General features: G+C 54.0%; 16 protein-coding genes and 1 tRNA gene. 6 read left to right on the top strand and 11 right to left on the bottom strand.

Translation table 11 applies throughout. The features are described 5' to 3' along the window. Positions 1-56: 56 nt before the first annotated feature. Together metG and M0646_RS12290 are read right to left on the bottom strand one after the other, a co-directional pair. Positions 57-1,646, bottom strand: a complete 1,590-nt coding sequence (metG, locus tag M0646_RS12295) for a methionine--tRNA ligase (RefSeq protein ID WP_286649697.1) — start codon at positions 1,644-1,646, stop codon at positions 57-59. A 13-nt stretch (positions 1,647-1,659) separates the two neighbouring features. Beyond that, a complete protein-coding gene (locus M0646_RS12290; protein ID WP_190278105.1) occupies positions 1,660-3,726 on the bottom strand; it encodes a recombinase family protein in 2,067 nt (688 codons plus the stop codon). A 66-nt stretch (positions 3,727-3,792) separates the two neighbouring features. On the opposite strand from M0646_RS12290, the gene pxcA reads away from it, so the two are divergent. Beyond that, a complete protein-coding gene (gene pxcA / locus M0646_RS12285; protein ID WP_286625909.1) occupies positions 3,793-5,178 on the top strand; it encodes a proton extrusion protein PcxA in 1,386 nt (461 codons plus the stop codon). Here the strand turns inward: pxcA and M0646_RS12280 are convergent, their stop codons facing one another. Beyond that, positions 5,179-5,595: a heavy metal-responsive transcriptional regulator gene (locus M0646_RS12280; RefSeq protein ID WP_286625907.1), complete on the bottom strand. Its 417-nt coding sequence runs from the start codon at positions 5,593-5,595 to the stop codon at positions 5,179-5,181. Between the two features lie 123 nt (positions 5,596-5,718). Here M0646_RS12280 and M0646_RS12275 point away from each other — a divergent pair. Further along, a tRNA-Leu gene (locus M0646_RS12275) sits at positions 5,719-5,799 on the top strand. A 5-nt stretch (positions 5,800-5,804) separates the two neighbouring features. On the opposite strand, the gene cax is transcribed toward M0646_RS12275, so the two are convergent. Then, positions 5,805-6,875, bottom strand: coding sequence for a calcium/proton exchanger (cax, locus tag M0646_RS12270; protein ID WP_286625906.1), 1,071 nt, complete (start codon positions 6,873-6,875; stop codon positions 5,805-5,807). Between the two features lie 12 nt (positions 6,876-6,887). Here cax and folB point away from each other — a divergent pair, with 12 nt between their 5' ends. The 4 genes from folB to M0646_RS12250 are packed head-to-tail and all read left to right on the top strand — an operon-like array spanning position 6,888 to position 10,952. After that, the gene (gene folB, locus M0646_RS12265) at positions 6,888-7,271 is read left to right on the top strand and encodes a dihydroneopterin aldolase (protein ID WP_255451668.1); all 384 of its coding nucleotides are present in this window, start codon (positions 6,888-6,890) and stop codon (positions 7,269-7,271) included. Beyond that, on the top strand, positions 7,255-9,291 hold the full coding sequence (locus M0646_RS12260; RefSeq protein ID WP_286625904.1) for a thioredoxin domain-containing protein: 2,037 nt from the start codon (positions 7,255-7,257) through the stop codon (positions 9,289-9,291). Before folB ends, M0646_RS12260 begins: the two co-directional genes overlap by 17 nt. Continuing rightward, a complete protein-coding gene (gene gcvT, locus M0646_RS12255; protein WP_286649696.1) occupies positions 9,275-10,360 on the top strand; it encodes a glycine cleavage system aminomethyltransferase GcvT in 1,086 nt (361 codons plus the stop codon). The genes M0646_RS12260 and gcvT overlap by 17 nt, the downstream gene beginning before the upstream one ends. A 49-nt stretch (positions 10,361-10,409) precedes the next feature. Continuing rightward, positions 10,410-10,952: a hypothetical protein gene (locus tag M0646_RS12250; protein WP_149821255.1), complete on the top strand. Its 543-nt coding sequence runs from the start codon at positions 10,410-10,412 to the stop codon at positions 10,950-10,952. Here the strand turns inward: M0646_RS12250 and M0646_RS12245 are convergent. From M0646_RS12245 to ldpA, 7 genes are all read right to left on the bottom strand, one after another. Then, positions 10,949-11,416, bottom strand: a complete 468-nt coding sequence (locus M0646_RS12245; protein WP_190278103.1) for an EVE domain-containing protein — start codon at positions 11,414-11,416, stop codon at positions 10,949-10,951. The two genes, M0646_RS12250 and M0646_RS12245, sit on opposite strands and share 4 nt — an antisense overlap. A 22-nt stretch (positions 11,417-11,438) precedes the next feature. Next, positions 11,439-12,386, bottom strand: a complete 948-nt coding sequence (locus tag M0646_RS12240; protein WP_286625900.1) for an NAD(P)-dependent oxidoreductase — start codon at positions 12,384-12,386, stop codon at positions 11,439-11,441. Further along, a complete protein-coding gene (gene hemE, locus M0646_RS12235; RefSeq protein WP_286625899.1) occupies positions 12,386-13,417 on the bottom strand; it encodes a uroporphyrinogen decarboxylase in 1,032 nt (343 codons plus the stop codon). The genes M0646_RS12240 and hemE overlap by 1 nt, the downstream gene beginning before the upstream one ends. A 158-nt stretch (positions 13,418-13,575) precedes the next feature. Next, the gene (locus tag M0646_RS12230) at positions 13,576-14,154 is read right to left on the bottom strand and encodes a hypothetical protein (protein WP_286625897.1); all 579 of its coding nucleotides are present in this window, start codon (positions 14,152-14,154) and stop codon (positions 13,576-13,578) included. A gap of 105 nt (positions 14,155-14,259) precedes the next feature. After that, complete coding sequence (locus M0646_RS12225) at positions 14,260-14,859, bottom strand: hypothetical protein (protein WP_149821245.1); 600 nt, start codon at positions 14,857-14,859, stop codon at positions 14,260-14,262. 280 nt (positions 14,860-15,139) lie between these two features. Further along, positions 15,140-16,843: a R3H domain-containing nucleic acid-binding protein gene (locus tag M0646_RS12220; protein ID WP_149821243.1), complete on the bottom strand. Its 1,704-nt coding sequence runs from the start codon at positions 16,841-16,843 to the stop codon at positions 15,140-15,142. Beyond that, positions 16,836-17,864 carry a circadian clock protein LdpA gene (gene ldpA / locus M0646_RS12215; protein ID WP_286625896.1) on the bottom strand — a complete coding sequence of 343 codons (1,029 nt, stop codon included), beginning with the start codon at positions 17,862-17,864 and terminating at the stop codon, positions 16,836-16,838. Before ldpA ends, M0646_RS12220 begins: the two co-directional genes overlap by 8 nt. Positions 17,865-17,866: the final 2 nt, after the last annotated feature.

Here is a 17,866-nt window from a genome sequence, read left to right as displayed (position 1 = left end):
ATCTCAAAAAAAGTGTGTTATCGAAATATGAAGTCATACCTCTAGCGTATCGCGCGTCAAGGGGAATCGGCGACAGTTGCAGGCAGCGACAGTTTTTGGAAAATCGGCTCTGGATTGGCCAGAGGTTGTGACGCAGGTAAAACACCCCACTGGGCTTGGCGATCGCCCAAAAGGTCTGGGGCAACTGATCCGTTAAATTTAATACTATAGCCCAACTGCCCATAGATAGCCTCACTCAGTTGGGGGATAATCGGGGCAAGGACATAGGCCACAAGGCGCACTGACTCCAATACACAGTAGAGAATCTCCGCCACCGCTTGAGTTTCCCCAGCCTTATAGCGTTTCCACGGTGCCTCTTCATCAAGGAACTTATTCCCCGCCCGTGCCAGCGTCAGTGCCTGTTGACAGACCTCATGGAAGGCCAGTTGCCGATACCCTTGGCCATAGGTTTGGCAGAGGTGCTCCGCCAGTTGCCGCAGGGAATGCTCGCGCGGAATTGCTGACCCTTGGACATTGGGTACTTTCCCATCGGTATATTTCCAAGCCATTTTCAGCGTGCGATTGAGCAAATTGCCCAAATCATTGGCCAGATCCGCATTGAGGATATTGACAAAGCGGGTCTCGCTAAAGTCACCATCGCGGCCAAACTCCACCTCCTTCATGAAGTAGTAGCGCACGGCATCGGCACCGTATTGCGCCACCAAGGCAAAGGGATCAAGGGTATTCCCCAGACTTTTGCCCATTTTTTGACCGTCCTTTGTGAGAAAGCCATGGACAAAAATTTGCTCTGGCAGTGGCAAGCCCGCCGACATTAACATTGCTGGCCAAGAGATGGCATGGAAGCGAAGAATATCCTTACCGATTATGTGTAGGTTAATCGGCCACCAGGTTTTGAGGGCATTGGCCAAGGTTGGCTCATCTTCTGGTTCCAAGAGGGCAGTGACATAGCCCAAGAGGGCATCAAACCAGACATAGAGGGTCTGATCTGGATCCGTGGGCACGGGAAACCCCCACGCCAAATTCACCCGCGAAATCGAAAAATCCTGAAGCCCCTGCTCAATAAAACTCAGCACCTCATTGCGACGGCTAGGGGGCTGGACAAAGTCAGGATGTTCAGCGTAGTAGTCCAAAAGCGCCGGCTGATACTTCGAGAGGCGGAAAAAATAGTTGCGCTCATCTCGCCATTCCACCGTGCGATTCACATGGATCGGGCAGCGCCGACCCTCAAGCAGTTCGCGTTCCTCCTTGAATTCTTCGCACTCGACACAGTACCAACCCTGCTGCTGACCGAGGTAAATGTCGCCGTTGTCCCATACCCGCTGAAAAAACTCGTTGACAATGGCGTGGTGGCGAGGACTGGTGGTGCGGCTAAAGCGATCGTAGTGGATATGCAGTTGTTGCCACAGGGCTTGAAAACCAGCGGCAATCTCATCGCAGTGGGCTTGGGGACTGAGACCCCGCTGTTGGGCGGTGCGCTCAATTTTTTGGCCATGCTCATCGGTACCGGTAATGAACCGCACCTGATAGCCCTGCAAACGATAGAAGCGAGCAAGCACATCGGCAGCAATGGTTGTGTAGGCACTGCCAATGTGGGGAAGGGCATTGACGTAGTACAGGGGGGTAGTGAGTGAAAAGTGCGGTGACAAGCAGTGTTTCTCCCTAGGAGGACGAGCAAATCGCGTTATTTATCATAGTGCCATCGGTAACAGCTTGGAGGCGATCGCCCACCGCCAGATCCACCCAAGGACTCAGGGGGCCTTCTTGCTCACTGCCATTGGCAGCCAAGTCACTGTGGCAAAGGAATAGGCGATCGCTCACCCGTGAACATAGATCCACCAGTAAATGCTCCAGACGTTCTGACTCCAATTGCCACACCCGTGCACTGGGACTCGCCGCCCCCTGCCGCAAAAAGATGGGCGCCTGCCAGAGGCATTGCAAGCCGCCATCCTGCCAACGCGGACTCCCCACATCCAGCCAAAAATGCCAGCGATGGGCCAGTTGGGCACTGCGATATTGAAACGTGGTTGCCAGTAAGACCCCTTGGGGCTGCCGCAGGGGTGGGGCAGGATCAGCGGTTACAATTCCCCGCCGCAGTAGGGCGATCCATTCCCGTAGTCGCTCAGCCGTTGGCGTAGCTCGGTGTTCTGGGAGGTGATCATAAATTTGCCAGTAGGCGGCTGTGCCCTCAAGGAGCGATCGCAGGGGTGCCAATTCACTGGCTGTCAGGTTTTGTGGCCAGAGATAGCGTTGAATCGCCGCCTCTAGGAGATACACAGGCATTTGGCTAGGATCTAGCGTGCTCAGCCAATGACGCAAGTTCTCATAGGCTGCGGTGGCACGATGGCCAAAGCGATCCCAATGGCTGTACTGGGTTGTGCTCAGCAGTTCGGCTTTCTCCAGACCCGGCTGAAAACAATAGCAAGAGAGCAGGCCTGCCCGCACAGGATCAATTGCTCGCGGCAGCAAAACCGTTAACATCTCTGCAACCGCCGTTGCCTCTGGGATCATTCCCGTTCGCGGATAAACAAACAGCAACAGCGTCAAAAGAGCACGCACAAAGGGGGATTGAATCAGGGGGCGCTGCTCATTCCAGATCACGAGGGGAATGCCGCGTTTTTTTAGCTCAGTGCTAAAGACATGGCGGGCAACGCTATCTAAACCGGGGGCAAGGATGGCGATCTCGTTTGGTTGCACCATCCCTTGATGAATGGCGGTGGCGATCGTCGCAACTACTTCCTGCAACAGTTGCATCCGCGAAGTGGTTTGAATGGCCGCGATGTTTTCAGGCAGCGTGGCTTGGGGCGTAGTGAGGCGTTCTTGAATCTCAGTTTGGAGAGGGGTGTTGCCAAAAATCGTTTCGGCAGGGCAGGGTTGCTCAATGACGGTGGCTTGGTTTTTCAGGCTGAGAAACGCATCGGGATCAGCTCCGAGACCGAGACGGACAGCGCCAATGGGTTGGTGAGTCAGGACAATCTTGATCCCCTGTTGGTTAAAGCGGGCGATCACATCTGCCATCACCGCTGGATAGTTGTGGATGTTATCAGCAAGAAGACACTGAAACCGTTGCCCCAAGGAGGCTTGGTATCGGGGATGGTCAAGGAGAACTCGGCCAAATAAATCCGTGGTGATGCCGTAGGTGAGAAGGCTGTGGGCAGTACACCAACTTTGCCACTGTTTCAGGGCAGTGACGATTGCCCCCACGGTTTCTGAAGGCATCTCAAGCTGATGATCCCAAATGAGTTGGGGTAGATCATCTAGGCTAAGGCGGGCAAAGGCAGCTAGTTGAAAAATATCGAGCAGGTGACGGGTGGCGCGATCGCGATTTTCACTAAGGACAGCAAACCTATGGTTGGCTAGCCAAGGCTGCCACAACCGCTCTGCGCACACCAACTCCGTTTCTGGTTTCAGACGCAAAGGGGGATGCGGATCAACGGCCTTCGCCTGCACCAGTAGTGGCCAAAAAAGTTCCACCTCATCCTGCATGAAGCCCACTGGCGTGGTGATATAAGGTCTGTAGCCACTGCCCAACTGTGACTCAATTTCCCGTTGGATGACTTGGCGGCCTTCTACGGTATCCGTCAAAAAGAGGAGCGATCGCTCACGGGGAATCACGGACTTGTCCTGCCCAACCCAATGAGCAAATTCCCTCACCAGTGCACAGGTCTTGCCACTGCGACTACCGCCACTGATCCACTGCAACACCGCCAACAAAGCCTGCAAAGTCAATTTGCTACGATCTTTATCTATCCTATCGATTTATTGCTTTTGCGGTAGCCGTTAAGAACAACAGCAATGTCCAGCAATCCCTTTATTCGCCTCAGAGACTGGATCAAGCGTGCAGAGCAGTGGTATCGTACAACTCCGAACCGCGCCCTACAGGAAGCCTATGAAGCCGCTCTGAAAATTCGCGCCATCGAACTGGAACACTTTGACGGTCAACCCATTAGCCCCCTCAATCTACCCGTGGGAGAAGTCTCTACCTATTTCGAGACAGAGCTAAAACAACTGCTAAAAACCATTCGTATGCGGATGACGGAGTTCCGCGCCAGCCGTCAAATTTTGCCCCTTGCTCCCCCCCAAAGCCCCCCCACTCCTGTCAACGATAGTGTCAATGGTGCAACGGCAACCTATACGGTGACGGCTACCGTCAGTAGCACGACGGAGGAACCCAGCGTTTATGAAAAGCTGCGGCTGATTGATGCCACCCTCAACCGCTATAAACGGCAGCGTGAAAAGGAACTCAATGCCCTTGCCCGTCCCAGCCTCAGTCGCCAAGATCCCCAACAACGCCAACAGTCAGATGCCCTCGACAAAATTGAGGATGATTCCCTTTATCTCTCGGAATATATCAGTGATGATCTCACCGATGATTCCAAGCTGGACAGCAGCAGCTTTATTCCCCGCTCGATTTTGCGCACCGCCGATCGCTTTCGCCGTGAACTCAATTCTGATGAAACCACCGAAGCTGAAGTCGTTCGTGATTTTCGCACCTCAAAGCTGCGCACCCGTCTAGCGGTTCGTTTTATGCTCTTGCTGGTGATTTTGCCCCTATTGACCCAGCAAATTTCCAAGGCCCTGATTGTGAGTCCCTTGGTCAACCACTTTAAGGCGGTAGGGCAGATTGAACGCATCATTAACTCACAATTGGAAGACAACATTCTCGATGAACTGGCTCGCTTTGAAAATAAAATTCGCTTTGAAAGTCTGGTGAGCAATGTTCCTGTTTCTGCAGAGGAAATTCAAGACCGCATCCGCGAAAAGGCGATCGAGCTATCCACGGAATACCAAAAGGAACTGATTGAACCCCTGAAAAACATCCTTTCCGATGCCTTGGGCTTTACGGTCTTTTTGGGACTGGTGTTTACGGGTCAACGGCAACTGGCCATTGTCAAGGCCTTTTTGGATGAAGTAGTCTATGGCCTTAGTGACAGTGCCAAAGCCTTTATCATTATCTTGTTTACAGATGTATTTGTCGGATACCACTCCCCCCACGGCTGGGAAGTGTTGGTGAACAATACCCTCGAGCACTTTGGCTTTCCGCGCAACGAGGATTTTATCAATATGTTTATCGCTACCTTTCCCGTGATGCTAGATACGGTGTTTAAGTATTGGATTTTCCGTTATCTCAACCAGATTTCCCCTTCGGCAGTGGCCACCTACAAGAATATGAACGAGTAGTTACGAGCACACCACTGGCTGGAGAATGGGACAGATCGTGCCCTCTGAGAGTTGCGCGGGCGATCGCCAGCCGGAGAGGAGGCCTTGCAATTCCTGTTTAAGAATCTGCAACTGCTGAATTTGTGCCTCAATGGCCGCCAATTTTTCCTCTAACTTTTCCTTGATGTGGTCACAGGGAATCTCACCGCGATCGTATACCTCAAGCAAGGCTTTGATGTCGCTCAGGGTGAGGCCAAGGGACTGGGCACGTTTGATAAAACTTAGGCGAGCAAAGACATCCTCAGCAAAGAGGCGATAGCCGCCACTGGTTCTGCCAACAGTTCGCAACAGCCCCAATTCCTCGTAATAGCGAATGGTCTTGACGGGCAGGCCACTACTGTGGGCAACGGTACCAATCAAGTAGGCGGCTGCATTCATGGCAGTTCTCCCAAGATCAGCGAGACAGCAATTTTAGAGAAGGGCACTTTAATTTTCTGCCATCGAGAGGCCAGATCACCACTTTCAGAAATTTAGCCATCTGCGCTATAATCATAAAGCTACGCGGATGTGGCGGAATTGGTATACGCGCACGTTTGAGGGGCGTGTGGCTTTGCCTTGCGAGTTCGAGTCTCGCCATCCGCATTTTTTTATGGGTGAATAAAGAAGGCGATCGCCAGCACGAGGTAGGTGATCATCAGCAAGACACCCTCTAGCCAGTTCGTGCGGCCATCGTTGCTAATGGAGTTGGTGATGGCAACCGCAGCCACAACGGCCAACAGTTCAAAGAGATTGAAGCTCAGGTTCATCTCCGGTTGACCCAAGAACCAGCCCACCAGCACAAGCACCGGCGCCACAAAAAGGATAATCTGCAAGCTAGACCCAATCGCCACCGCCACTGCCCCTTCCATACGATTATTGAGGGCAAACTTGATACAGGTGATGAACTCAACCACACTGCTGAAAATGGGAATGAGAAACACGCCTGTAAACAATTGGGTCAACCCGATTTCACTAATGCTGTCCTGCAAACTATCCACGAGGATGTCGGAAACAAAGACTAGCAAAATCGTACCCACCAGCAGAATGGCAAGGGGCACCTTGAGATTGACAGTGGGGGAGGGTTCCTGACCAGCGATCGTCTCATCCATCAGGTAGAGGTGACGATGGGTTTTCATGGAAAAGAGCAACATCAGACCGTAAAAAATCAGCAGCAAAATCGCCGACGCATAGGAGAAGTGATCAATCAAGTGAAGCGGCACACTGGGTGCCGCCGCCTGAATCGCGGTCGGGGTCATCAGCACAATCACCGATAGGGTGAGGGCAGAGGCATTAATGCGTGCCACAGGTGCTGAGAACTGTTGCTCTGGAAATCGGATGCCCCCAACAACAATGGCCAGACCCAATCCCAAAAGCAAATTGGCAATAATGGCACCGCTGAGACTGGCTTTTACCACCTCTGCCAGACCCTGACGCAGGGCGACAATGGCGATAATCATCTCCGTCACATTGCCGAAGGTGGCATTCAAGAGTCCGCCAAGGGCAGGGCCAATGACTTCGGCGATCGCCTCTGTGGAATTGGCAATCCCAGCCGCAAGGGGCACAATGGCGAGACCACTGAGGATAAAGCTCACCATTGGCGGCATTTTGACGATAAAGTTAAGGAGGGCAAGGGGCACAAAAATCAATAGGCCCAGCAGCATTTTTTCCTGTGTTGTCATGGATCGATCCCCTTGAGCGAATCATCAACTGACTGTCTCCACCTCTCGGGAATTCGCTACTACGGCTATACGGGCGCCCTGCCAGAGGAACAAATTCTCGGCCAGTGGTTTGAGATTGATATTAAGCTCTGGTTGGATATGACACAAGCTGCCGCTAGCGATCGCCTTGAGGACACCCTTGACTATCGCCCCCTCTTGCAAGCCATCGAGCAGTTAATGCAGCAGCAACGCTTTCACTTAATTGAGACCCTAGCAGCAGCAATTATGAAACTGTGCCTAGCGCCCCCCCAAGTGCAGCGGGCTGCTGTGCGTGTAACCAAACTTGCCCCCCCCGTGCCCAATTTTACGGGTCAAATTAGTGTTGAAATGGTGCGCTGCCATGCCGAATCGCCTTAGCCAGTGCCAAAGTCTCTATCTGCGCAAGCATGCCGAAAACCCCATTGACTGGTGGCCGTGGTGTGATGAAGCCCTTGCCAAAGCAGCGGCAGAGGATCGGGTGATTTTTCTCTCGATTGGTTACTCCAGTTGCCACTGGTGCACTGTCATGGAGGGGGAAGCCTTTTCGGATCTGGAGATTGCCGCCTATCTCAATGCCCATTTCCTGCCGATTAAGGTGGATCGCGAGGAGCGACCCGATCTGGACAGTATTTACATGCAGGCGCTGCAACTGATGACGGGTCAAGGAGGCTGGCCGCTCAATGTATTCCTGACGCCGCAGGATCGCCGTCCCTTTTATGGCGGTACCTATTTTCCCGTGCAGCCGCGCTATGGCCGTCCGGGCTTTTTACAGGTGTTGCAGGCGGTGCGCCGCTTCTATGACCAAGAAAAGGACAAGTTAGCCGCCCAACAGGCCACCCTCTGGCAATATCTCGCTCCCCCCGCTGAGATGGGAGAAGCCGTCCCCCTGAGTGAAGAACTCCTAAGGGCAGGGATTCGCCAAGTGACGCCGATTTTGCGCGATCGCCCCCAAGGCACCTGCTTCCCCATGATGCCCTATGCCCAAATGCTGCTTCAGGGATTGGCTTTGAGTCCCAATCCCCCGCAACTGCTGCACCTGTGTCGGCAACGGGGACGCAATCTCTTGCAGGGGGGCATCTATGACCATGTGGGCGGTGGTTGGCATCGCTACACCGTCGATCCCCAATGGACGGTGCCCCACTTTGAAAAAATGCTCTACGACAATGGCCAAATTGTGACCTATTTAGTGCGGCTGTGGCAGCAGGGCGATCGCTCCCCCCAGATTCCCGTTGCAATTGCCCAAACGATTCAATGGCTCGATCGCGAAATGACGGCCCCTGAGGGGTACTTCTATGCAGCACAGGATGCCGATAGCTTTGTCAGTGCCAATGATCCTGAACCTGAGGAGGGTGCCTTTTATTGCTGGCAATATGCAGAGCTAGAGCAGACCCTAACCCCAACGGAATTGGCACAACTGCAAGCCCACTTTGACATCTCTCCCAGTGGCAACTTCGAGGGCAAGATTGTGCTCAAGCAAGTGCGCCCGCCGGCGAATCCTGAGGTGCTAGCACCGATTCTGCGTAAACTCTTTGCTCGCCGCTATGGTGCCGATACGCCCATGGATCAACCCTTTCCCGTGGCCACGGATAATGCAACCGCAAAGGGACAGGCTTGGCCGGGACGGATTCCGCCGGTCACTGATACAAAAATGATTTTGGCTTGGAATAGCCTGATGATTACTGGCTTAGCAACGGCAGCCCAAGTCTGGAGAGAGCGCACCTACTGGCAGCGAGCGGCTAAAGCGGCACAATGGCTCCACGAGCATCAATATCAAGAAGGCAAACTCTACCGCCTCAACTATGGCGGCACCGTGGCCGAAGTGGCGCAGGCCGAGGATTATGCCTACTGGATCCAAGCCCTGATTGCTCTGCATCAAGCCAGTTTAGCGGTGGGGGAGGCGGCGCAGCCGTGGCTGGAATTGGCCACGCAGTATCAAACCCTCTTTGATCAGGAATTGGCGGCAACAGAGGGGGGCTACTACAATGCACCGGAGCGCGCCGATTTGATTGTGCGCCAGCGGGAAGGTCTCGATAATGCTACACCTTCTGCGAATGGGGTGGCGATCGCCAACTTGGTGCAACTCTTTTTGCTCACAGAGAATCCCGCCTACCTCGAACAGGCAGAAAAGGGATTGCGTTTCCTTAGCCCATTGATGAAGGAGTCTCCCCAGAGTTGTCCGAGCCTTTTGGCGGCGTTGCAGTGGTATCTGCGTCCTGTCTGTGTCCAAGCGCGGCCTGATCAGGTCACAACCCTCTGGGATCGCTACTTGCCAACGGCTGTCCTCAAAGTTCGCGATGACCTCGAGCCAGTTGCCCTTGTCTGTGAAGGCTTGCGCTGCCGTGAACCGGCACTGACCCCCACCCAACTACAACAACAATTGGATGATCTCTATGGCTGAAGCGTTGCGTCGTACCCCCCTCTATCCGTTGCATCAAGGCGCACGGTTTACCCCCTTTGGCGAGTGGGAGATGCCCCTTCAGTACAGCAGCATTTTGCAGGAACACCAAGCGGTGCGGCAGCGGGTGGGGATGTTTGATATTTCCCACATGGGCAAGTTTCTGCTGCGCGGCCCTGAGGCGATCGCGGCACTCCAAGAACGGGTACCCACCAATCTCAATCGTCTCCAGCCCGGCCAAGCGAAATACACCGTTCTCCTCAATGAGGCTGGGGGCATTGTCGATGATGTCATTCTCTACATTGGGGATGGCCAAGTCCGCTGTATTGTGAATGCAGTCACCACTGCCAAGGACTGGGTATGGTTTCAGACGTATTTACCCGCCAGTATTGAGTTCATTGATGAGTCAGCGACACAGGTGCTGATTGCTCTTCAAGGCCCTGCCGCGACAGCGACCTTAGCTCCCCTGTGCGATCGCTCCCTAGATGACCTCAAGGCCTATCGCCATGCTCAAGTCAACCTACTGGAACAGCCCGCTTGGATGGCTCGCACCGGCTACACGGGCGAAGACGGTTGGGAAATTCTTGTCACACCAGAACTGGGGCAACAGTTGTGGCAAACCCTGCTGGCGGCGGGTGTGACTCCCTGTGGCTTGGGGGCGCGGGATACCCTGCGCTTAGAGGCGGCCATGCTCCTCTACGGCCAAGACATGGATGAGCAAACCACTCCCCTAGAGGCGGGTCTCGATTGGCTGATTGATTGGCAAAAGCCCGATTTTGTAGGTCGTGCGGCCCTCTTAGCCCAAAAGCAACAGGGGATTGAGCGGCAATTGGTGGGTTTAGAACTCGTGGGCAAAGGCATTGCTCGCCACGGCTATCCCATCTATGCGGGGGCACAGGCTGTGGGGGAGGTTACCAGTGGCACCCTATCTCCCACCTTGGGGAAGGCGATCGCCATTGGCTATGTCTTTCCAGAGTTTGCCCACATCGGTCGGGAACTGGCGGTACAGGTGCGCGATCGCCAAGTCCCAGCAGTAGTGGTTCCTCGCCCCTTCTATCGCCGCCCTCGGTAGCCGCTGCAATTCCGCTAAAATTTGATTCATCAGTCGTAAAACGCAACAAATGCTGGAAACTTGCCCTCGCTGTGGTGCTCGTTTAGGAAAGCCCTTGTCCTCTGGCCGCCAAGTGTGTAGTGTCTGCGGTTGGAGTACGGTGGTCATCGAGCGATCGCCCCCACCGCCGCCCACGGGATTACCCCTGCTTTTGAGTCAGATCGGGCGGTTGATCAAGCGATTTTTCCAGTATTTGGGGGTGCAGCTGCAACTACTGTGGCGATCGCTGACCGCTCGTTCGCAGCAGCAACAACCGCGCCGCAACCTATGGGAAAGCCTCGTCACCAAGCTCAAACACCTCGAGGAAAAAATTCCCACCGGTGATCCCAGTAAGGAGTGGCTGACTCCCGAAGAGGCCTTTCAACTCTTGGGCGGCAACCCAGACAACCCCAACTCCAAGGTGAGTACCCTCGATGGCAAGCGGCGGATTGGCTTATCGGCCTTTCGGCGACTGGTGAATACCGCAGAATATGCGGATTTTGGCTTTCAATACTCTAGCGATCGCCACCTGAAAAATTTACCCTATTTGCGCCGTCTGCCTCGCCAACCCTAGGGCGATCGCAAACCGAGAATAATCTGCCACTCCTGTTCGGTGACCGGTTGTACCGAGAGACGGCAGCCCTTTTGCAACAGCAGCATCCCCTCTAGGCCGGGCGTTTGCCGCAGTTCTGGAAGTGTAATTGGTGGCGAAAAATCGCGGCGATACTGAATATCCACCATGAACCAGCGGGGATTGTCAGGCGTGCTTTTGGGGTCAAAGTAGCGACTGTCCGCATCCCAAGCAAAGTGGTCGGGATAGGCGGCCTTGACGACTTCGGCAATGCCCATGATGGCTGGTGGGTTGGCATTACTGTGGTAAAAGAGCACGCGATCGCCCACCTGCATTTGATCGCGAATAAAATTGCGGGCTTGGTAGTTGCGTACTCCTTCCCAACAGGTGGTTTGTTGTGGGGCTGCCTGCAAATCCTGCCAAGAAAAAACGCTTGGCTCCGACTTCAGTAACCAAATCCCTGCCATGAAAGACTCTTTAACTGTGGGTTTAGAGGTCTGCTGTGCCCAAGCTACAGCGTAGCAAATCCTCAACGGTTGCACAGTAGGGAGTTAGCCCCAAGGTTTGGGGATTGAGCACGGTGTCATAGGTGAAGTTACGATAGTTCAAGCAAAAATAATCCCACGGCGACATCTGCACTCGAAATACCCGCACAAAGAAGTTGATCACTGGCAGTGTCAAGGGGACTTGCAAATAGATGGGCAGCTTTGCCGCAGCGCACAACTGCGCCAACATCTCATTGACAGTAATTGGCGGATTACCCAGAGCCACCCGACGCGGTACGGGATACTCAGGATGCTGCAACAGGTAGAGAACCACTTGGGCAATATCGCGGGCATGGACAAAGTGAAAACTGGCATCAGCGCGGAAAAAGCGAGCCAACCACAGCCACTTGAGAACTTCGCGCATGCCCTCAGTGATGAACGAGGGACGCTTACCATCAGACCCGCCGCCAAACACCATTGTCGGAAACAGTTCAATCACGCGATCGCCCACGGGTAACTGCTCAATGGCATGGAGACACTCATACTTGGAGCGAATATAATCCGTTCCCAAGGTGCCTGCTTCCGGCAGCGGTTCCATTTGATGATTGAGGATACTTGCCGTTGAAAAATAAAAGACCCGCTGGCAGCGTTGCGGCTCCAGTTGCTTGAGGAGATGGCAAGTTTGCTCGTAGTTGATGGCAAAGACATTGTTCCCTCCCCAAGCGGTTGCCGTTAGGATCGCAACATCGAGGGTGGGCAGTAGCGGTGCTAAGGGCGTCAGATCCATCAGATCCCCCTGAATGACGTTCACTCCGGGGCGCTGGTCAGGATCAACTTGCAACCGGGCTGGATTCCGCACCAGCAAAAAGAGCTCATGATCCGTCTCTTGGATCAGCGCCTCAGCGATGTACTGGCCAATGCAACCAGTGGCACCCGTGATTAAGATGCGCATTAGCCGAGGGACTTCACCAGATCAAAAAGAAAGGCCACATTCTCCTCAGGGGTTCCTTGGAGAACGCCGTGGCCAAGGTTAAAGATATATTTGCCCTTGCGACCCGCTTCGATAATGGCTAGCGCTCGTTCCTTGAGCACTGGCTGGGGGGCAAAGAGTGTGATGGGGTCTAAATTCCCCTGCAGACCGACACTGGCAGGAAACTGCTGGCGAATCGTGCCGATGTCCACAGTCCAGTCAAGGCTGACAATATCTGCCCCAGTTGCTGCCATGCGATCGACCACTGCGGCACTGCCATTGATATAGAGGATGATGGGCACATCAGGATAGACGGCTTTAACTTGCTGAACCACCTGCTTTTGGTAGGGGAAGGCAAAGCTATCGTAGTCCTGACGGCTGAGTTGACCCGCCCACGAATCAAACAATTGCACCACCTGAGCACCACAGTCAATTTGATAGCACAGGTAGTCGGCAATGGCAGTGGCCAAATGGTTTAAGAACTTGTGGAGCAACTCTGGCTCACGGTAGGCCATGGTTTTGATTTCAATGTAGTCCTTGGAGCTTTTGCCCTCAATGGCATAGGCGGCAAGTGTCCAAGGGGCACCGGCAAACCCCAGCACCGTGGCGCGATCGCCCACCTCTTGGCGCAGGGTTGAGAGAATCGGGCGAATAAAAGGACAGGCCGCTTCCGGTTCCAAGGGATGGAGTTGTTGCACCTGCTCAAGGGTACGGATGGGTGGATCAATGATTGGCCCTTTACTCTCGACAATGTCAAAGGGAATACCAATCCCTGGCAGGGGCGTGAGAATATCCGAAAAGAGAATCACACCGTCTGGGGCAAAGGCACGAAAGGGTTGGAGTGAAATTTCAATAGCCAGTTCAGGGATTTCCGATCGCTGACGAAACGAGGGATAGCGATCGCGCAGGTCACGATAGACCTTCATGTAGCGTCCAGCTTGCCGCATCAACCAAATGGGGGGACGCTCAACGCTTTCACCACGGGCAGCACGTAGGAGTAAAGGGGTGGTCATCCTAAAATGTGTAATTCCAATCGTTTTCAACCGCTCTGGAAACGTTGCTCAGCAAGACCCATTGCACTCAGGGGTTGCCTACGATTCACAGAGTTTAACCCTACAATCATACCCTAGGGGGCGATCGCTCCCACACCTCAGAGGAGAATTCCCTTGCTTTACCACGCGCGGGGCTGAAACTGCGGGTCGTTGAGAATTGCCACCCCATCCCCCGACTGTGCCAACACAAATAGACCCTGCCGATAGGCATAGCGAGCCACCTCAGGGGGCACAATCATCCCCGCCACGGCTCCCAAGAGTTTTGTGCCCCGATACTGATGAGCCAAACGGCGAAATTTGGCAATCCGCTCTAGGTGTTCATCCACATCACTTTGGCTGAGCTTGGTTTTCACCTCAACGAGAACGGCTTCATCGGTGTTAACGACCAACAGATCAATCTCTAGGCTCTCGTTCCCATCTTGGAGAATCACATCGCTGTAGAGTTGAGAGACGGCAATCCCCCGACTCTGAAATAAGCGCAGCACGGCTGGACGTACTTGCCATTCCACAAATTCCCCAAGACGGTTACCCAGTTTGCCAATTTGTTGGTTAAGTTGGCGAGCTTCTTCTCGCAGTAACCGTTCAGTCTCTTGAAAACGCCGCTCAGTTTCTTGAAATCGGCGTTCTGTTTCCTTTTGAGCTTCCAGTAACTCCCCCAATAACCGCCAAACATCTTCAGGGGTGTATGCTTGTGTCATGATCTTGGTCGGGTTTTCTAGGCTACAGCTAACCCTCTCATCATAGCCTAGGAGGCACTCAGAGAATTTCCATCATAAACTGCGCAAGGGCACTGCCACTATGCTTTACCACGCGCGGGGCTGAAACTGCGGGTCGTTGAGAATTGCCACGCCATCTCCCGACTGTGCCAACACAAATAGACCCTGCCGATAGGCATAGCGAGCCACCTCAGGGGGCACAATCATCCCCGCCACGGCTCCCAAGAGTTTTGTACCCCGATACTGATGAGCCAAACGGCGAAATTTGGCAATCCGCTCTAGGTGTTCATCCACATCACTTTGGCTGAGCTTGGTTTTCACCTCAACGAGAACGGCTTCATCGGTGTTAACGACCAACAGATCAATCTCTAGGCTCTCGTTCCCATCTTGGAGAATCACATCGCTGTAGAGTTGAGAGACGGCAATCCCCCGACTCTGAAATAAGCGCAGCACGGCTGGACGTACTTGCCATTCCACAAATTCCCCAAGACGGTTACCCAATTTACCAATCTGTTGGTTGAGCTGTTGTGCTTCTTCCCGTAGTAAACGCTCAGTCTCTTGAAAACGCCGCTCAGTTTCCTGAAAACGCCGCTCAGTTTCCTGAAAACGCCGCTCAGTTTCCTTTTGGGCTTCTAATAGCTCGCCTAATAATCGCCAAACATCTTCAGGGGTGTATGCTTGTGTCATTGACTTGATTGATGATTGCCGACAAATTCCGATATTTTCTATACGATCATAGCCTAGGGAATAGAACCCATGAATGATCAACTACTCGCACAATTTCTAAACCTCAGCCGCTGACAAACAGGAACCTGCATTCATGCCCAAACTATACTTACTGCGCCCAAGATGAGGCCACCAGTGTCATTTTTGGCCTCCCCAAGCAGGCCATTGCCCTTGGCGGTTGCAGCATATTTTGCCCATTGAGCGCAGAGGTGCCTTTTTGCAGGCGCCGGTAAATCCCTAATTAGCGTGACAGATTCGGGTAAATCCGCAGCCGCCGATTCGGCTCTTCCCCAAAGCTACAGGAGGTCAACTGGTAGTGCTCAATCAACTCGTGTTGCATTCGCCGAATGTTGGCCGATCGCGGTAACAACTCCACCACTTGACCCTTGGGAATTACAATTTCTTCAACGGCTAAGCGTGCCTCTTCAAGGGCCTCTAGCTCATCATCGCTCCCTGTCGGACTAAAAAGGGAAAGATCCGCTGATTCCGCTGGGCTGGGGTCTTCCATGCCAAGCAGCTGTCGCAGTCCCCGCACAATTTGAGCCATGCTGTTGGTTTTAATGGCATGCACCGGCAGGTGATGAATATGGGCAAGGTGCCGCAGCTTGCTTTCTCCCTTGAGGTGGGAGCGCAGCGTCAAAATAACATCTGCTTGATCAATGTCCTTGGTGACAATAATGGGCAGCTGCAAGGTGCGAATGGCTTGCTCCAAATGGTGGCGGCTGACGGCGTAGGGAAAGACATGCAGGGGCAGTTCCTCACCATTGGGGCCGACCGTGGGCGCCTCTAGGGTTGCCTCCAGTAGTTGGGCAAAATTGGCTCGTAGGGGTTCTTTAGTGCCCTCAGGGATGGGTAGCATCTGGCCACTGTTGCGCCAAGAGGGACGCTGGGACAGGGGTTTGACCTCCAATCGCTGGGGAGTCGGCTCAGAACGACTAATCACCACTGAGCCATCGGCGGCAACACTGCGAATTTCAGGTGACGGTTGGCGACCCCGCAGCAGCAGATCCACACTAGCAGCCACGTCGAGATGTATAGCCCAGCGATCGCGCTCCAGCATTTCCACTGCCATTTGAAACGTGGGGGGAGCCTTCCGTTCGAGCACACTTTTTTGGGTGCCGCGCCGCCGCGCTTCTTCATCCCCAAGGGTGACCGATTGAATGCCCCCCACCAAGTCGGCAAGGGTGGGGTTTTTCATCAGGTTCTCAATTTGGTTGCCGTGGGCAGTACCAATCAGTTGTACGCCTCGCTCCGCAATGGTGCGTGCTGCTAGTGCCTCTAGTTCGGTGCCAATCTCATCAATGACAATCACTTGGGGCATGTGGTTTTCCACCGCCTCAATCATCACCTGATGCTGAAGTTCCGGGCGAGCCACCTGCATTCGTCGTGCCTTGCCAATCGCTGGATGGGGAATATCACCGTCGCCCGCAATTTCATTAGAGGTGTCAATAATCACTACCCGTTTGTGCAACTCATCGGCCAAGACGCGGGCAATTTCCCGTAGTGCCGTTGTTTTACCAACACCGGGGCGACCTAAAAGCAAAATAGACTGGCCACTTTCGACCAAGTCGCGAATCATACCAATCGTGCCAAAGACGGCTCGCCCCACCCGGCAGGTCAAGCCAATAATCGTTCCTTGGCGATTGCGCAGGGCACTAATGCGGTGCAGCGTACGCTCAATCCCAGCGCGATTGTCACCACTAAACTCGCCCACCCGATCCACGGCATATTGCAACATCTCACGGCTGACGGGCGTCTCGGCAAGGTATTGGGTGCTGTGGATAAACCGTGCTTCCGGCAATCGCCCCAAATCGAGAACGATTTCTAAGAGTTCTTCCCGCTGCGGATGATCGGTGAGAGACTGTCCAAGGGGCGGCGGTAGGATCGCCAATAATTGATCGAGATCGTCAGTGACTTGGCGTTGTCCAGCAGTCAATTCAGCCATAGGGTACAGAGGGTGACGGGACAGATTTCAAAGGAGACACAAGGGTAGCTGCTTCAGCAACAGCCGCTGCAAGGACGGCAGGAACAGTTTGCCAAGGTTGGTCGGCGATCGCGTGGAAAGGGGCAAGGCGTTTGCGAGCATAACTACCATAGGCAACACCAGCAATTCCCTGTGGATCTAGCAATCCCATTGCCCTGAGTTTAGCAACCGTATGGCCATTTGTGCCGCCCGCCAACTGCACAAATCCGGGTAAATTTGCCCCTAAAATGGCTTGACCCAATTGAATGGTGGCTCGCGTTGCGCCATCACCAATATCGCCACTCATGGGACGACCATCCGCCTGCCAAATGAGGGCACATTCCAACGGTTGAATCTGCCCATTGATCCAGCGCAAATAGTCAATTACTCCCTCTCCTTGGGGACAACTGATGGCCAGCACCTGTAAATAGCGCACCCAAGGACGAACTCGCTGCCAAAGCTCGTGAAAGGCGCTGTAGCGTTGGGGTTGAGTATGAATTTCGAGGGCTTGGATCGTGCCCGCCTGGATCAGGGGCGTGATTTGCTCAAAGACTGCGGGTTGCTCATCGGTGCGAATCAAGCCCAAGGGGCAGAGGGGTAAACAGCGGCCACAACCATAACAGCGATCGCGCACCACCCCCTGCACCTGTTCATCAAAGCGAATGGCAGTGGCAGGGCAAATGCGTTCACAGGGGCGATCGCACCCTGGCGGACAGCGACTCGGATCAAACGTGGCCTTACGAAAATGGGGGTCAGCACCATCGTTGATGCTCACCATCAGCAGGGGGCGAGTGGCCCCAAGGCTTGCCGCAACCGTCAAAGCGTCATTAGCCGCGTAAATCACGGCAGGGTCGGCGGCCACATCAATACAATCAGCCCCTGCCAGTGCATAGGCCAAGGTCAGGTTATAGATTTGGGCAACATCTTGGAAACTGGCACCGTTAATGAGTTTGAACCAACGATGTGCCGCTAAAGCCGCTAGGGGGGCAGCAAAATCAACCATAA

The organism is Thermosynechococcus sp. B3, assembly GCF_030323045.1.
In the GTDB taxonomy this organism is placed as follows: domain Bacteria; phylum Cyanobacteriota; class Cyanobacteriia; order Thermosynechococcales; family Thermosynechococcaceae; genus Thermosynechococcus.
This window is presented reverse-complemented; position numbering and strand designations above follow the sequence as displayed.